A 14,448-nucleotide genomic window follows, 5' to 3' on the forward strand; every position below is an offset into this window, starting at 1 on the left:
TGTGAGTGCCCCACACCGGCCGACCGTCGCCGCGCCGGCGTTCACGAACATACCAACAAGTGACATCCGGCTGCTCCCAGGAGGAGACTATGACGCGAACCGTGCCCACCTACCAGCGGACCTACCCCGTCTCACCGGACGGGAACCCGTTCGTCCACAACGACCTCGGCCTCTACACCCAGAACCACCCCGTGCCGCCGGCCGATATTGCCGATCGCAGGGCCTACCTCGTGGGCTCGGGCATCGGTGCCCTGCTGGCCGCGGCCTTCCTCATCCGTGACGGGCGCATGCCGGGGTGCAACATCACCGTCCTGGAGCAGCTCGCCGTCCCCGGAGGCTCATTCGACGGCGCCGGGGACACTGACAAGGGCTTCATTGCCCGCGGGGGCAGGGAGATGGGCCAGCACTTCGAATGCTTCTGGGACATCATGCGTGAGATCCCGGCGCTGGAGATGCCCGAGCCCTACACCGTCCTCGACGAGTTCCGCACGGTTAACGAGAACGACCCCAACATCGACCCCTGCCGGGTGATCCACCACCGCGGGCGTCGTCGGGACACCTACAAGATGGGGCTGAACAAGAAGGGCCAGCGTGCAGTCATCAAGCTGCTGATGGCCAAGGAGGAGGCGACCTACGGCAAGACCATTGAGGACTGGTTCGACGCCGATTTCCTCGCCTCGAACTTCTACACGCTGTTCAAGACCATGTTCGCCTTCCAGCAGTATGAGTCCCTCACCGAGATGAAGCGGTACATGCACCGCTTCCTTCAGTACTTCCCCGGGTTCTCCGATCTGTCCTGCCTGCGCTTCTCCCGTTACAACCAGTTCGAGTCCTTCGTCCTGCCGCTGACCCGGTGGCTGAAGGACAAGGGCGTGGTCTTCCAGTACGACACCTGTGTCGACGACCTGGAGATGATCATCACCTCCGGGCGCAAGGTGGTCACCGGTATTCGTTTCCATCGAACCGACGGGCAGGAGGGAACCATCGACGTCGCCGAGAAGGATCTTGTCCTGGCCACCATCGGCTCGTGCACCGAGTCCACCGGCTACGGCGATATGGACACCGTTCCTCCCTTCCTCACCGACCAGCCCGGAGGCGCCTGGACACTGTGGCGTAACCTCGCGAAGAAGTCAGCGGTCTTCGGCCGCCCTGACGTGTTCTGCTCCGACCCCCACAAGACCGTGTGGGAATCCGCCTCCTTCAGCTTCATCGGGGCCGACCACCCCTTCCTGAAGAGGATCCATGAGCTCACCGGCAACGATCCCCTGTCGGGCCGCACGGTCACCGGAGGCATCATCACCGCGGAGGACTCAGGCTGGTGCCTGTCACTGACCATGAATCGTCAGCCCCAGTTCCGGGCTCAACCGAAGGACTGGGGCGTGGCCTGGGCCTACGGTCTCTATCCGCACGCCCTGGGAAACTGCGTGCGTAAGCCGATGATCGAGTGCACCGGTGAGGAGGTCCTGAAGGAGTACTGCTACCACTTCGGCCTGATCGGTCAGTTCGAGGAGATCAAGAGGCGCACCAAGGTTCGCCTGGCGACGATGCCCTACATCACCTCCTTCTTCATGCCTCGACGTGCTGGGGACAGGCCCGAGGTGATTCCGGATGGCTGTGTCAATCTCGGTCTTCTCGGGCAGTTCGTTGAGACGCCCGATGACTGCGTCTTCACAACCGAGGGATCGGCACGCACGGCGATGATGGCCGTCTACGGGCTGCTCGACCTCGACCGAGACGTTCCTCCGATCTGGCCCGCTCAGTACGACGTCCGTGCACTGCTGGCGGCTGCGAAAACGATGAATGACGGCAAGCTCCCCGGCGAGAAGGTCCTGAACCGGTTCCTGCGAGGCACGTACTACGAAGACATCCTTCCCTGATCGGGCCGGGCGGGGACGGCTCGGCAGGACGGCGGTCAAGGGCTCGCTATGACGACGAGGGCGATTCATGAGAGCATGCGGGCCGTCCCCACCTGTCGCGACACCGTGAAAGGCTGAATCTCCCATGGATGCCCTCGCCGCTCAGCTCGAGGCCGTCTCGGACTGGATCACGCTCCACATCACCATGTGGGTGCTCGTCGGTACCGGGATCCTGCTGACCATCCGCACCGGCTTCGTGCAGCTCCGCCGTCTGCCGGACATGTTCCGCCAGGTGGCCGGGTCGCGTTCCGGGGCTCAGGGAGGCATCTCCTCCTTCCAGGCCTTCACGATCTCCCTGGCCGCCCGCGTGGGCATCGGCAATGTCTTCGGAGTGGCCGCCGCCCTCATCCTGGGAGGCCCCGGTGCGATCTTCTGGATGTGGGTGGTCGCCCTGGTCGGGATGGCCACCGCCTTCTTCGAGGCGACCCTGGCCCAGATGTTCAAGGTCCGCCACACCGACGGCTCCTTCCGCGGCGGGCCCGCCTACTACATGGCGCGCGGGATGCGCAGCCGCCCCCTGGGAATCGCCTTCGCGGGACTGACGATCTTCACCTGCGGCTTCTCCATCATCATGGTCCAGTCCAACGCCGTCGCCGGGGTCATCGGCCCGGACTCCCCGCTGCACCTGCCCCCGAGCGCCGCCGCCGCGGTGCTGGTGGGGCTGTCCGCCCTGGTCATCCTGGGCGGAGTGCGCCGGGTCGCCCGCGTCACCGAGTGGATGGCGCCCATCATGGCCCTGGTCTACGTGGTCATGGCCGTTGTCATCGTCGCCCTCCACATCACCCAGCTCCCGGGGATTATGGTCACGATCATCTCCTCGGCCTTCGGTCCGGTGCCCTTCGCCGGAGGGGTGACCGGCGGCATCATCGCCGCCCTGACCAACGGGACCCGCCGCGGCCTGTTCTCCAATGAGGCCGGACAGGGCACCGCCCCCTTCGCCGCCGCCACCGCCACCGTGGCCCACCCCGTCCAGCAGGGGCTCATCCAGTCCCTCGGAGTGTTCGTCGACACCATCATCGTGTGCACCGCGACCGCCTTCATCATCCTGGTCTCCGGCGTCTACAGCCCCGCCCTCGTCCAGGCCGGCACGCTGACCCCCAAGGCTGCGGGCACCTTGACCTCCGACGCCGTCGCCGCCACCCTCGGCAGCTGGACGGCCGTCCCCATGGCCATCGTCATCTTCGTCCTGGCCTTCTCCTCCATCATCGCCGCGGCCACCTACTCCGAGGTCTCCATGACCTTCATCTCCGAGCGGCCCGAGTGGCGGTGGCTGCCCCGGCTCGTCTCGGTGGTCTCCACCGGGCTGGGGGCGCTCGCCTCTCTGACCGTCGTGTGGAACACCGTCGACATCACCATGGCCGTCATGACCCTGACCAACCTGGTTGCCCTCATCTGGCTCGCCCGCTGGGGAGTGGGGGCGCTCAGGGACTGGGACGCCCAGCGCGCGGCGGGACGAGTCGCGCCCCTGTTCAGCGGCGTGGGCAACCCCTACCTGCCCGGTGACCTCCCCGGTGACGTCTGGACCGGCGAGAGGACCCACCTGGCCGAGGCGGACAGCACCGCCGACGACGGCGTTCCCGCAGCCACCCCGGCCAGCAGCCAGCCCGCCGCCTCGACAGGAGCCGACGCATGAACCTCACCAGTATCGAGAACCTGCTCAACTCCGTCGACGACTTCTTCTACACCTATCTTCTGACCGCCCTGCTCATCCTGGCCGGCATCTACCTGACCGCACGTAGCCGTCTGGTTCAGCTGCGCCACTTCGGCACCATGGTCAACTCGCTGTCCGGGTCCCGATCCGGTGCGCAGGGCGGCATCTCCTCCTTCCAGGCCTTCGCCGTGGGCCTGGCCGCGCGCGTCGGCATCGGCAACATCGCCGGAGTCGCCCTGGCCATTGTGGCCGGCGGCCCCGGTGCTCTGCTCTGGATGTGGGTCGTCGCCCTCATCGGCATGGCCACCAGCTTCGTGGAGTCCACGCTCGCCCAGATCTTCAAGGAGCGCGGCCGGGACTTCACCTTCCGCGGGGGCCCGGCCTACTACATCAAGAACGGTCTGGGCTCGCCCCTGTGGGGCAAGATCTTCGCCGCCATCTGCATCGTCTCAGTCGGCGTGACGGTGGTCATGGTGCAGACGAACTCACTGGCCCAGGTCATCACCGCCACCGTTCCCAGCGTCTCGGCCTGGATGGTCGGGGTCTTCCTCGTCCTGCTGACTGCCCCCGTGGTCCTGGGCGGGGTCCGGCTCGTGGCCCGCGTCGCGGAGTGGCTGGCCCCCATCATGGCGCTGGCCTATGTGCTCATGGCCTTGGTGGTCATCATCCTCAACATTGGCAGGCTCCCGGAGGTCCTGGGGAGCGTCTTCGAAGGGGCCTTCGGTCTCAACCAGGCCCTATTCGGCACCGCCGGAGGAGTCCTCGCGGCGCTGCTCAACGGCGTGCGCCGCGGGCTGTTCTCCAACGAGGCCGGGCTCGGCACCGTCCCCAATGCCGCCGGCACCGCGACCGTCGCCCACCCTGTGCGACAGGGCCTCATCCAGTCCTTCGGCGTCTTCGTCGACACGATCCTCGTGTGCACGGCCACCGGCCTGCTCATCCTCCTGACCACCGAGACCTATCACCCCGGCGACGGCTCCCTGGTCGGAGCGATCCTCACCCAGCAGGCCGTTGCCGAGCACCTGGGTGCCTGGACCACCTGGCCCATGGTGGTGCTCATCTTCGTCCTGGTCTTCTCCACGGTGCTCGGCTGTTACTCCTACGCCCAGGTCAACGTCAACTTCCTGGGCGGAGAGCGCCGGTCCGAGCAGATCTTCGGGATCGTCCTGACCGCTGCGGCCTTCGGCGGCACCGTCCTGACCCTGCCCGTCGTCTGGGCCCTGTCCGACATCGCCCTGGGGCTCCTGGGCGTGCTCAACCTCGTCGTCATCATCCGGCTGGCCCCCTGGGTCATTGGAGCTCTGCGGGACTTCGAGTCCCAGCGTGCCCGGGGCATCACCGAGCCCGCCTTCGTGGGCCACGGCAACTCCCTCCTGCCCGGAGACGTGGTCCCCGGCATCTGGGAGCCCGACGACGTGGTGAAGCGGGGCTGATTCTCATGGCACCTCTGGGGCGCATCTCATGGATGGGCCAGGTCGATGCCGTCCTGGCCTCCGTCTCCGACATGCTCTACTCCTGGGGCCTCATGTGGCTCCTCATCGGGGCGGGCGTCTTCTTCACCGTCAGGACTCGGGGCGTCCAGGTGCGGCACACCGACGCGATCGCCGCCTCAGTGATCGGCTCCCGCGACGGCAGCCACGGCGGCATCACCTCCTTCCAGGCCTTCGCCGTCGGACTGGCCTGCCGGGTGGGGACCGGCAATATCGTCGGGGTCGCCTTGGCGCTCATCCTGGGCGGGCCCGGAGCCGTGCTGTGGATGTGGCTCGTGGCGATTCTTGGAACCGCCACCGCCTTCAGCGAGGCCACGCTCGCCCAGCTGTTCAAGGTGCGTCGCCCCGACGGCACCTTCCGCGGTGGTCCCGCCTACTACATCTCGCGAGGACTGGGGCTGCCGATCCTGGGCGGGGTGTTCGCCGTCGTCTTCCTCATCGCCAACGGCCTGGTCATGCCCATGGTGCAGGCCAACGCCATCACCGCCTCCCTGCAGGGGGCCGGAGGGCTCTCACCGAGTCTGGGAGCCGTCCTCGTCGTGGCCCTGACCGCGCCGGTCCTCCTGGGAGGCCTGCGCGCCATGGCCCGCGTGGCGGAGTACCTGGCCCCGTTCATGGCGCTGGCCTACCTGGTGCTGGTTCTGGCCATCCTCCTGACCCACCCCGTCCAGGCCCTCGAGGCGGTGCGCTCCATCATCGAGGGCGCCTTCGGCCTGCGCCAGGGGCTGGGCGGCCTGGCCGGCGGGGTGACCGCCGCGCTGCTCAACGGCGTGCGCCGCGGCCTGTTCTCCAATGAGGCGGGACTCGGAGGGGCCGCCTGCGCCGCGGGCTCGGCCACCGTGAGCCACCCCGTCCAGCAGGGATTCATCCAGGCCTTCGGGGTCGTGGTGGACACCCTGTTCGTCTGCACCGCGACGGCGCTGGCGATCCTGGTCGCCGGTGCGGACGTCCTCCAGCCCGGGGCGAGCGCCAAGGAGAGTGCGGGAACCCTGACCCAGGACGCCATCGCCCACCTCGTGGGGGAGTGGAGCCGCTGGCCCATGGCGCTGCTCGTCGTCGTCCTGGCCTACACCACCATCATCGGGGCCTTCTCCTACGCCCAGGTCTGCCTCGACTACCTCACCGATCGTCCCTGGGTCGCGCGTGCGCTGCAGATCGGCGCCGTCATCTGCGCCGGCATCGGCAGCGTGCAGCAGCTGACCACCGTGTGGACCCTCGCGGACGTGCTCCTGGGGCTGGGCGCCATCATCAACCTCGTGGCGCTGGTGCTCCTGAGCCGATGGGTCGTCGGAGCGCTCAGGGACTGGGAGGCCAGGCGGGGCACGTCAACGGCGGAGGGTGACAAGTCGGTCTTCCGCAGGGACTCCGAGTACCTTCCGGCGCCTCTGCCGGAAGGCGCCTGGGAGGGGGCAGGTGACTGGTAGATGGGCGGTGTCGCGCACAACGCACCACGCGCCTCGCGCACGTGCGGCAGCGATGCCACAGGGCCGTCACCGAATCGAAACACTGTATCCGTAGCCTTCGCGAATACGGTGCCCTCCCTTCCGAAGGAGGGGGACGTGGGCAGGACGTGTATCCCGGACCGCTCCCGTGCTGGTTCGCGCGCCCGACGCCCACCTCGCCCGCGCCGTCGTCCCACCCCTACGGAGGATCTCACGTGCAACCGGTTCTGGCTTCCCTGACCAGTGCGGCATCCAGCGCAGGCAACAGCTGGACCGCATCCTTGGAACGCTTCTTCAACGATGGCGCCAAGATCCTCGATGACGCCGCCGGGTACCTGTTCCTCTACCTGCTCGCCTGGCTGCTCGTGCTGGGAGGCCTGTACTTCACCGTGCGGACCGGATTCGTGCAGCTGCGGCTCTTCCCCTACATGGTGCGGGCCATCACCTCCTCCCGTGACAGCAAGGAGGGCGGGATCTCCTCCTTCCAGGCCTTCGCCGTCGGGCTGGCCTCCCGCGTGGGCACCGGCAACATCGTGGGTGTGGCCATCGCCATCACCATGGGTGGCCCCGGTGCCGTGTTCTGGATGTGGATCGTGGCGCTGGTGGGTATGGCCACCGGATTCATCGAGGCCACCCTCGCCCAGCTCTACAAGGTCACCCACCCCGACGGCACCTTCCGCGGCGGCCCGGCCTACTACATCCAGCGCGGCCTGAGCTCCAAGCCCGCCGCCAAGCTCTTCGCCGTCGTCATCACCTTCGTCTTCGGCTTCGCCTACGAGGCCACCCAGGCCAACACCATCGCCGCCACGATGGAGAGCACCTTCCACGTCGAGCCGTGGATGACCGCCGTTGCTCTGGTCGTCATCACCACGCCGATCATCTTCAAGGGCATCAAGTCGGTCGCTGCCGTCTCGGAGTGGCTCGTGCCGATCATGACGGTGGTCTACGCCCTCATCGCCGTGGCCATCCTGGTGCTGCACGTCACCGCGATCCCGGGAGCGATCTTCTCCATCTTCGAGGGCGCCTTCGGAGTCGACCAGGCCTTCGCCGGGACCGCCGGGGGATTCACCGCCGCACTTCTCAACGGCACCCGCCGAGGCCTGTTCTCCAACGAGGCCGGTGAGGGATCGGTCCCCAACATCGCAGCCACCGCCACCGTCCCCCACCCTGTCCAGCAGGGATTCGTGCAGTCCCTGGGCGTCTTCGTCGACACGATCGTGGTCTGCACTGTCACCGCCCTCATCGTCCTGCTCTCCGGGGTCTACGACCCGGTGGCCGCTCAATCCGCCCCAGAGGTTGCCAATGGCGCCGCCAACACCCTGACCTCGGCATCGGTCACCAACGTCCTCGGTGGCTGGGCGCAGTACCTCATGGCCGTCATCATCTTCGTCTTCGCCTACTCCTCGCTCCTGGGTAACTACACCTACGCACAGGTCAACATGGACTACCTCCAGGGCAAGCAGCACAAGCACTACGCCCTGCGGGCCATGATTATCGTGGCCACCGCCGTCGGCTCCCTGTCCACCCTCACCTTCGTGTGGAGCCTGTCCGACCTCGTCATGGGGGCCATGACCGTCATCAACATGGTCTCCATCCTCGCCCTGGGAGGCTGGGCCTTCGGGGCCCTGCGCGACTGGGAGGCCCAGCGCCGCGCCGTCGAGGCCGGTGAGAAGGACGAGATCCGCTTCATCGCCACCGACAACCCCTACCTGCCCGGCACGCTTCCCGGGGACATCTGGGCCGTTGACGGTGCCGCCCACGCCGCCATCACGGAGCGCCGCGCCGCGCTCGAGGAGGCCTCGGGCAGCTGAGCCCAACAGCGCTAGGCTGAGGCCCATGAAGATCGCGCGCTTCTCCACCGGTGACGAGCCCCGCTACGGCATCGTCCAGGGCCTGCCCGAGCATGAGGTCGCCTCGGGCGAGTCCGAGGGGCACCTCCTGGTCCTCAAGGGAGACCCCCTCTACTCCCTGCCCGAGGCCACCGGGGAGGTCGTCGAGCTGGGCGAGGTCCGGCTCCTGTCGCCGGTCATCCCGCGCTCCAAGGTCGTGGGGATCGGGAAGAACTACGGGGGCCACATCGCCGAGATGGGGGAGGACGAGCCGCCGCGCGAACCGGTGGTCTTCCTCAAGCCCAACACCTCCGTCATCGGACCGGACGCTCCCATCGTCCTGCCCGCCTGGAGCGAGGAGGTTCACTACGAGGCCGAGCTCGCCGTCGTCATCAAGACCCTCGCCAAGGACGTCCCCGTGGAGCACGCCGACGACGTCATCCTGGGGTACACGGTCGCCAACGACGTTTCGGCCCGCGACCGCCAGCGCGCCGAGCCGCAGTGGGTGCGGGCCAAGGCCTTCGACACCTCCTGCCCCCTGGGGCCGTGGATCGAGGTCCCCGAGCCCGGCCGCGAGCCGCTCTTCTCACCCGGAGACGCGGTGGTGCGCGCCCGGGTCGACGGCCGCCTCGTCCAGGAGGGGTGCACCGCTGACATGATCCGCTCGATTCCCGAGCTGGTTGCTTACGTATCGACGATCTTCACTCTTCTTCCCGGTGACGTCATTCTCACCGGCACGCCGGCGGGAGTCGGCGAGATCCGAGCCGGTCAGCGCGTCGAGGTCGAGGTCGAGGGCATCGGCTCCTTCTCCAACCCGGTGGTTCGCCGCTGAGTCGACGCGGCCGGCCCCACGGAGCTTAAGTCCTTGTCCCGACGACGACGGGCGGGACTCCCGGGGCGTGCCCTGAGAATCCCGCCCATCGGCGAGTGCTGGTGCTGCTCCTCGGCTGTTGCTGCTCGGTCGTGGGGAGCCGAGGCAGGCTCAGGTGTCCTTGGGTGAGCCGCCTGAGCCCTTCTCGTCGCTCTTCTTGTCGCCGCTCTTGGAGTCCTTGCCCGCACCATCGCCGGATGCGCCCTCATCCATGTCGGCCGGGCCCGGGTCGGTGACGGTCGTGTCCTTCATGAGATCGTCAAGAACAGCGGTGGAGTACTTGTCCTTGGGGCATATGAGAGTCGCGGTGAGCATGGTCGGCCTCTTGATGGTCGAGAATGCCCTGATGAACTCAGTGGCTTGGTATTCCTTGCCGTCCTTGCCGGTGTAGGTCCAGTCCAGCCTCTTGGTCTCAATGGCGTTTCCAGAGGCGTCTTTGACGGAGGTCGAATCATCCTGTGCGGGTTTGAAGCTCACGTGGGTGACACCCTGAGAGAACTTCTGCTGCTCGTTCGCCGCGTGGGTATCTGTGTCCTCGCGGTCAGTGGAGAGCTGTCCGTTGAGGAGGTTCTGCGTTGTCACGAACTGGCATCCGTCGTCGCTGACCAGCTCATTGACTCCTCCGGTATCGCGCTTCGTGTTGGTCCAGCCCGGTGCTGACACGATGATGTGCCAACCGGCTGCTCCTCCATTGACCTCCGTACCCTTCGTACTGCCGGAGTCGGAGGGCTTGTCCGAGGGCTGCGACGAGCTCTTGCCTGATGAGGTGCTGGAGCGTGCGGGGCCGGACTCGTCCTGACATGCAGCGAGAACCGGGATCGCCAGGGCGAGGCTGAGACCGGCGACAAGGGGAAGCCTGAGAGCCGATCGGCGGCGGCTGGTGGAACGTGCCGCGGGATGTGGGGACGGGGACATGAGGCCTCCAAGGAACGATGAGTCGGGAGTCTTCCCGAACGGATTGGAGATGTCATCACCTCTGGTGGGAGCCGCGAGAACTTCCTGGCGGCGACATCATGATCTCACGGGTGCCACGTTAATTCGCCTGTGTGCGCAGAGCGATGGGGCAAGTTCCCCATCCCTCGTAGTCGAGGTCGAATACTCCAGGTGAGGGACCCCCTCATAGTGTCCCCGTGTCCGATGATGAATTCGGGCAGCACATGATCGTCAGCACATATTGACGCAAGAAAAGGAAGTCGTGACCATGAGGACACTGCCTGCTCGGCATAGTGCCGCAGGGGCCTCAGTGCTGGTCATGGCCGCTGGAGCGTTCACGGTGCCGGCGGCGGCCGGCGTGGCCGGGGGACCCCGCCCGAGGGGCCCGACCTGTTCCCTGGGTGGCGTCAGAGGGGACTATCCTGGCCTCATCATGCCTGAACTCAGTGATCACTCATCCGCTTTCCGTCCTGAGCCCACCAGCGCCTCCGGTATCCCGGAGCAAGGCTCATCGTCCGTGCGTGTACGTTTCTGCCCCTCACCCACGGGAACCCCTCACGTGGGCATGGTGCGCACCTGCCTGTTCAACTGGGCATACGCCCGCCACACCGGCGGAACCTTCGTCTTCAGGATCGAGGACACCGACGCCGCCCGTGACTCCGAGGAGTCCTTCGACGCCATCCTGGACTCCCTGACCTGGTTGGGTCTGGACTGGGATGAGGGCGTGGGTAAAGGGGGCCCTCATGAGCCCTACCGCCAGTCCCAGCGCATGGACCTGTACAAGGAGGTGGCCGCCGAGCTGCTGTCGGCGGGCTACCTGTACGAGTCCTTCTCCACCCCCGAGGAGATCGAGGCGCGCCACCGTGAGCGCGGCGAGGACCCCAAGCTCGGTTACGACGGCTTCGATCGTGATCTGACCCAGGAGCAGAAGGACGCCTTCCGTGCCGAGGGTCGCCTGCCCGTCCTGCGGATGCGGATGCCGGACGAGGACATCACCTTCACCGACCTGGTCCGCGGCCCCATCACCTTCAAGGCCGGCAGCGTGCCGGACTACGTCGTCGTGCGCGCGGGCGGTGAGCCGCTCTACACCCTGGTCAACCCCGTTGACGACGCCGCGATGGGCATCACCCACGTTCTGCGTGGTGAGGACCTGCTGTCCTCCACCCCGCGGCAGGTGGTCCTCTACCGGGCCCTCATGGACATCGGTCGGGCTCAGGTCATTCCCGAGTTCGGGCACCTGCCTTACGTCATGGGGGAGGGCAACCGGAAGCTGTCCAAGCGGGACCCCCAGTCCAACCTCCTCATCCACCGCTACCGCGGCATGATCCCCGAGGGTCTCCTCAACTACCTGGCCCTCCTGGGGTGGTCACTGAGCGCGGACCGCGACGTCTTCTCAGCCGCAGAGATGATCGAGGCCTTCGACGTCCATGACGTCAACCCCAACCCGGCCCGCTTCGACCCCAAGAAGTGCGAGGCCATCAACGCCGAGCAGGTGCGTGCGCTGGGGGAGACCGACTTCCGGGACCGGCTGGTGCCCTACCTCGCCGACGCCTACCCCGACCCGACCGGTGAGACCGCTCAGGTGCCACTGGTCTCAGCGGAGGCCTTCGACAAGCTCACGGCGCGCGAGCAGGAGATCCTCAACGCGGCGGCCCCCCTTATTCAGACGCGGATCCAGCTGCTGCGAGAGAGCCGCGACATGCTCGGCTTCCTCTTCGTGTCCGACGACGATCTCGTCGTCGACGACAAGGCTCTGTCCAAGCTCAAGGCATCGGCCGGAGACGTGCTGGATGCGGGCATCAGCGCCCTGGAGGGGCTCAACCCTGAGCAGTGGGACAAGGACCATCTGGAGGAGGCCCTCAAGACCGCCATCGTCGAGGGGCGGGGCATGCCCGACGGCGAGGGGATCAAACCGCGTCTGGCTTACGGCCCGTTGCGTGTCGCGGTGACCGGGCGACAGGTCTCTCCGCCCCTGTTCGAGTCCATGGAGATCCTCGGAAGCAGCTCCACTCTGGCCAGGCTGAAGGTTCTTCGGGCCCGGCTCGGGTGAGACTGCACGACGAACTGAGCCGGTGGGGCCGGGACGCGGCGCTGAGCGTGCGCGTCCCGGCCCCACCGGCCAGTGAGTGCGGAGCTGAGTACAGGACCGCACCAGTCGTCCCGCTCTTCTGCGGGCCGCGCCGGCCGATTACATGGCTCCGGCGTCGATTCCCTGGAGCCGGATGCCTCCCAGAATCGTGTGCCACTGATCCAGCCCGATGAGGGAGCCCTGGGGGCACAGCAGCATGACCTCGACAGCGAACCCCTTCTCTCCCACTCGCCTGTCGAAGCGATATCCATCCATGGGAGTGTTGGGGGCGTCCGAGAAGTTGACCGTCACGGAGAAGGTCTCCTCATAGCCCGGGAGGGTCCCACTGTCGTCCCGGACGGCCTCCACCGGGTTCGGGCCCTGTGTCGTCTGATATCCGGAAAAGATCGTCTGCTGACTCTTGAGAGCCGCCTTGGACTGAATGTCGTCCCCGACTCCTCGGAGGCTGTAGTACCTCTCCTCGGCGCTCGTGGAAACATAGCCGAAGCAGGCGGGGTTGGCGTTAACCGTGTATCCGTCAATAGTCCCGTTAGGGCCGGCCGAGTCCTTCTTGATGCGCTCGTCGTCGTGCGTCCAGACCGACGAGTCCTCACTGGAAACCGTGACACTCGGTGCCGTCCATGTCGTTGCCGAGGGGGAGGGCGTCGACGCCGAGGCGGTTGGGCTCGGTGACTTGGACGGTGTGGGTGAGCTGGATTCGCTGGCCTCGGCACTGGCCTCGGCGGAGGCGTCTGCTGGCTCGACCTTCAGCTGTCCCTTGTGGGCCGGGCCGCAGGCGCTCAGCGCCAGACTGGCTGCGAGGCACATCCCCAGGGCCAGGCGACGAGCTCTGGAGGGGGTGCGGGCGAGGAACATCTGGTGGTGGTGCGGTGCTGGATGAGGCAATGCGGCTCTCCTGGTGGTGAGGAAGGAGGAAGGGTGGTGGTGTGGCTCGGTACTGAAACTCATTTATCCCATGACCCCAGCATCGAGTCCCGCCACTTGTGTCGAGGACAGGAACTGATGCCATGCATCGGTGGAGGCGAGCTCGTCCGGTATGGCTTCGACGGGAGTCGGCCCTGAGGTCACCACGAAAGAAGTGTGGTTGGACATCGTCTGCCGTACCTTGATGGAAGAGATTGTGTTGTCTCCACCCCGTTTTCTTTCGCTGTCGATCGACGGATCTGCGTTGTAGAAAATAATGGCTGGACATCCTCCTGCGTCGAAGTCGTAGGCCTGGCCGATTTCTGTCGACGTCGTGACCGGTTGCTTGAGTATGTCGTCCTGCCGGAGCCACGTGCCGGCCCGGTCGTGGAAGATCGTGACGTTCGGGGCCGTCCGGGCTGTCGCGGAAGGTGTTGCCGACGGCGTCGGGGGCGGTGTTGTGGACGGCGCTGGTGAGCCGGAGGGGACGGTCTTGGTAGAGGCGCCGGTGGGTTCGACGCTCGGCTGTCCCTTGTGGGCGGGGCCGCAGGCGCCCAGGGGGAGGGCGGCGATCCGGGTCGGTCCAAGGGCGCGGAGGCGAGTGCTGCAGGGGCCGTGACCTGGGCGGTGACGGTGCCGCAGGTGGGTGGGCATATTGCCTCCCAGAAGGGTGGGGTGGGCAGGAACTAGATGGGAGTGTAGGGGATGCCTCTGGAGCTCCGCTTGGTTGTGAGCGCTCAGGAGGGGCTGCGGTGCCGGCTGCCAGGGTCCTGTGAGGCGGCGAGTGGGAGGATGGAGGGGGACGATCCCGAGACGTCCGTTGTGTGTCGGTCTTCACCTCCCGGCGATTTGATGGGCTGAGGGTGGGCGTGTAGATTACTGCCCGCTGCCTCGGACGTGATCCGTTCCGGGGTGAAGCCCTTTGGGGTATGGTGTAATTGGCAACACGACTGATTCTGGTTCAGTTATTCTAGGTTCGAGTCCTGGTACCCCAGCGGATCTCATGATCTGTGGCCCCCATCGTTTAGTGGCCTAGGACACCGCCCTCTCACGGCGGCGGCGCCGGTTCGAATCCGGCTGGGGGTACGAATCAAGCAGCCCGATCAGGTCTGCTGGTTCACAACTCCATAGCCTGCCCCCATCGTTTAGTGGCCTAGGACACCGCCCTCTCACGGCGGCGGCGCCGGTTCGAATCCGGCTGGGGGTACGAGGGTCCGGTTGCCGATCACGGTATTCGGACTGTCATATGCCCCCATCGTTTAGTGGCCTAGGACACCGCCCTCTCACGGCGGCGGCGCCGGTTCGAATCCGGCTGGGGGTACGA

9 protein-coding genes and 4 tRNA genes are annotated in these 14,448 nt (G+C 66.7%); 11 read left to right on the forward strand and 2 right to left on the reverse strand.

Going from position 1 to position 14,448, the window contains the following annotated elements; translation table 11 throughout:
• The first annotated feature begins 89 nt into the window (after positions 1-89).
• The 6 genes from HMPREF3165_RS00475 to HMPREF3165_RS00500 all read left to right on the forward strand — a co-directional run bounded on the left by HMPREF3165_RS00475 (position 90) and on the right by HMPREF3165_RS00500 (position 9,160).
• A complete protein-coding gene (locus HMPREF3165_RS00475; protein WP_070509951.1) occupies positions 90-1,877 on the forward strand; it encodes an oleate hydratase in 1,788 nt (595 codons plus the stop codon).
• Between the two features lie 124 nt (positions 1,878-2,001).
• Entirely contained in the window at positions 2,002-3,549 is a 1,548-nt protein-coding gene (locus HMPREF3165_RS00480; RefSeq protein WP_070509954.1) for an alanine/glycine:cation symporter family protein, read from the forward strand.
• Positions 3,546-5,000: an alanine/glycine:cation symporter family protein gene (locus HMPREF3165_RS00485; RefSeq protein WP_070509957.1), complete on the forward strand. Its 1,455-nt coding sequence runs from the start codon at positions 3,546-3,548 to the stop codon at positions 4,998-5,000. The genes HMPREF3165_RS00480 and HMPREF3165_RS00485 overlap by 4 nt, the downstream gene beginning before the upstream one ends.
• Before the next feature lie 5 nt (positions 5,001-5,005).
• Complete coding sequence (locus HMPREF3165_RS00490; protein WP_083303126.1) at positions 5,006-6,481, forward strand: alanine/glycine:cation symporter family protein; 1,476 nt, start codon at positions 5,006-5,008, stop codon at positions 6,479-6,481.
• Positions 6,482-6,714: 233 nt separating this feature from the next.
• Entirely contained in the window at positions 6,715-8,310 is a 1,596-nt protein-coding gene (locus HMPREF3165_RS00495) for an alanine/glycine:cation symporter family protein (RefSeq protein WP_070509959.1), read from the forward strand.
• Positions 8,311-8,335: 25 nt separating this feature from the next.
• Complete coding sequence (locus HMPREF3165_RS00500) at positions 8,336-9,160, forward strand: fumarylacetoacetate hydrolase family protein (protein WP_070509962.1); 825 nt, start codon at positions 8,336-8,338, stop codon at positions 9,158-9,160.
• A gap of 150 nt (positions 9,161-9,310) precedes the next feature.
• Here the strand turns inward: HMPREF3165_RS00500 and HMPREF3165_RS00505 are convergent, their stop codons facing one another.
• Positions 9,311-10,114 carry a hypothetical protein gene (locus HMPREF3165_RS00505; RefSeq protein ID WP_070509964.1) on the reverse strand — a complete coding sequence of 268 codons (804 nt, stop codon included), beginning with the start codon at positions 10,112-10,114 and terminating at the stop codon, positions 9,311-9,313.
• Between the two features lie 583 nt (positions 10,115-10,697).
• Here HMPREF3165_RS00505 and gltX point away from each other — a divergent pair.
• Positions 10,698-12,182: a glutamate--tRNA ligase gene (gene gltX / locus HMPREF3165_RS00510; protein WP_370991884.1), complete on the forward strand. Its 1,485-nt coding sequence runs from the start codon at positions 10,698-10,700 to the stop codon at positions 12,180-12,182.
• A gap of 138 nt (positions 12,183-12,320) precedes the next feature.
• Here gltX and HMPREF3165_RS00515 read toward each other — a convergent pair whose 3' ends face one another.
• Positions 12,321-13,106, reverse strand: a complete 786-nt coding sequence (locus HMPREF3165_RS00515; RefSeq protein WP_256274629.1) for a serine/arginine repetitive matrix protein 1 — start codon at positions 13,104-13,106, stop codon at positions 12,321-12,323.
• 941 nt (positions 13,107-14,047) lie between these two features.
• Between HMPREF3165_RS00515 and HMPREF3165_RS00525 the strand changes: the two genes are divergently transcribed.
• From HMPREF3165_RS00525 to HMPREF3165_RS00540, 4 genes are all read left to right on the forward strand, one after another.
• Positions 14,048-14,119, forward strand: a tRNA-Gln gene (locus HMPREF3165_RS00525).
• Between the two features lie 18 nt (positions 14,120-14,137).
• Positions 14,138-14,210: transfer RNA gene (locus HMPREF3165_RS00530), tRNA-Glu, on the forward strand.
• 48 nt (positions 14,211-14,258) lie between these two features.
• Positions 14,259-14,331, forward strand: a tRNA-Glu gene (locus tag HMPREF3165_RS00535).
• A gap of 41 nt (positions 14,332-14,372) precedes the next feature.
• A tRNA-Glu gene (locus HMPREF3165_RS00540) sits at positions 14,373-14,445 on the forward strand.
• The last annotated feature ends 3 nt before the right edge of the window (positions 14,446-14,448 follow it).

The organism is Actinomyces sp. HMSC08A09 (genome assembly GCF_001807465.1).
In the GTDB taxonomy this organism is placed as follows: Bacteria; Actinomycetota; Actinomycetes; order Actinomycetales; family Actinomycetaceae; genus Actinomyces; species Actinomyces oris.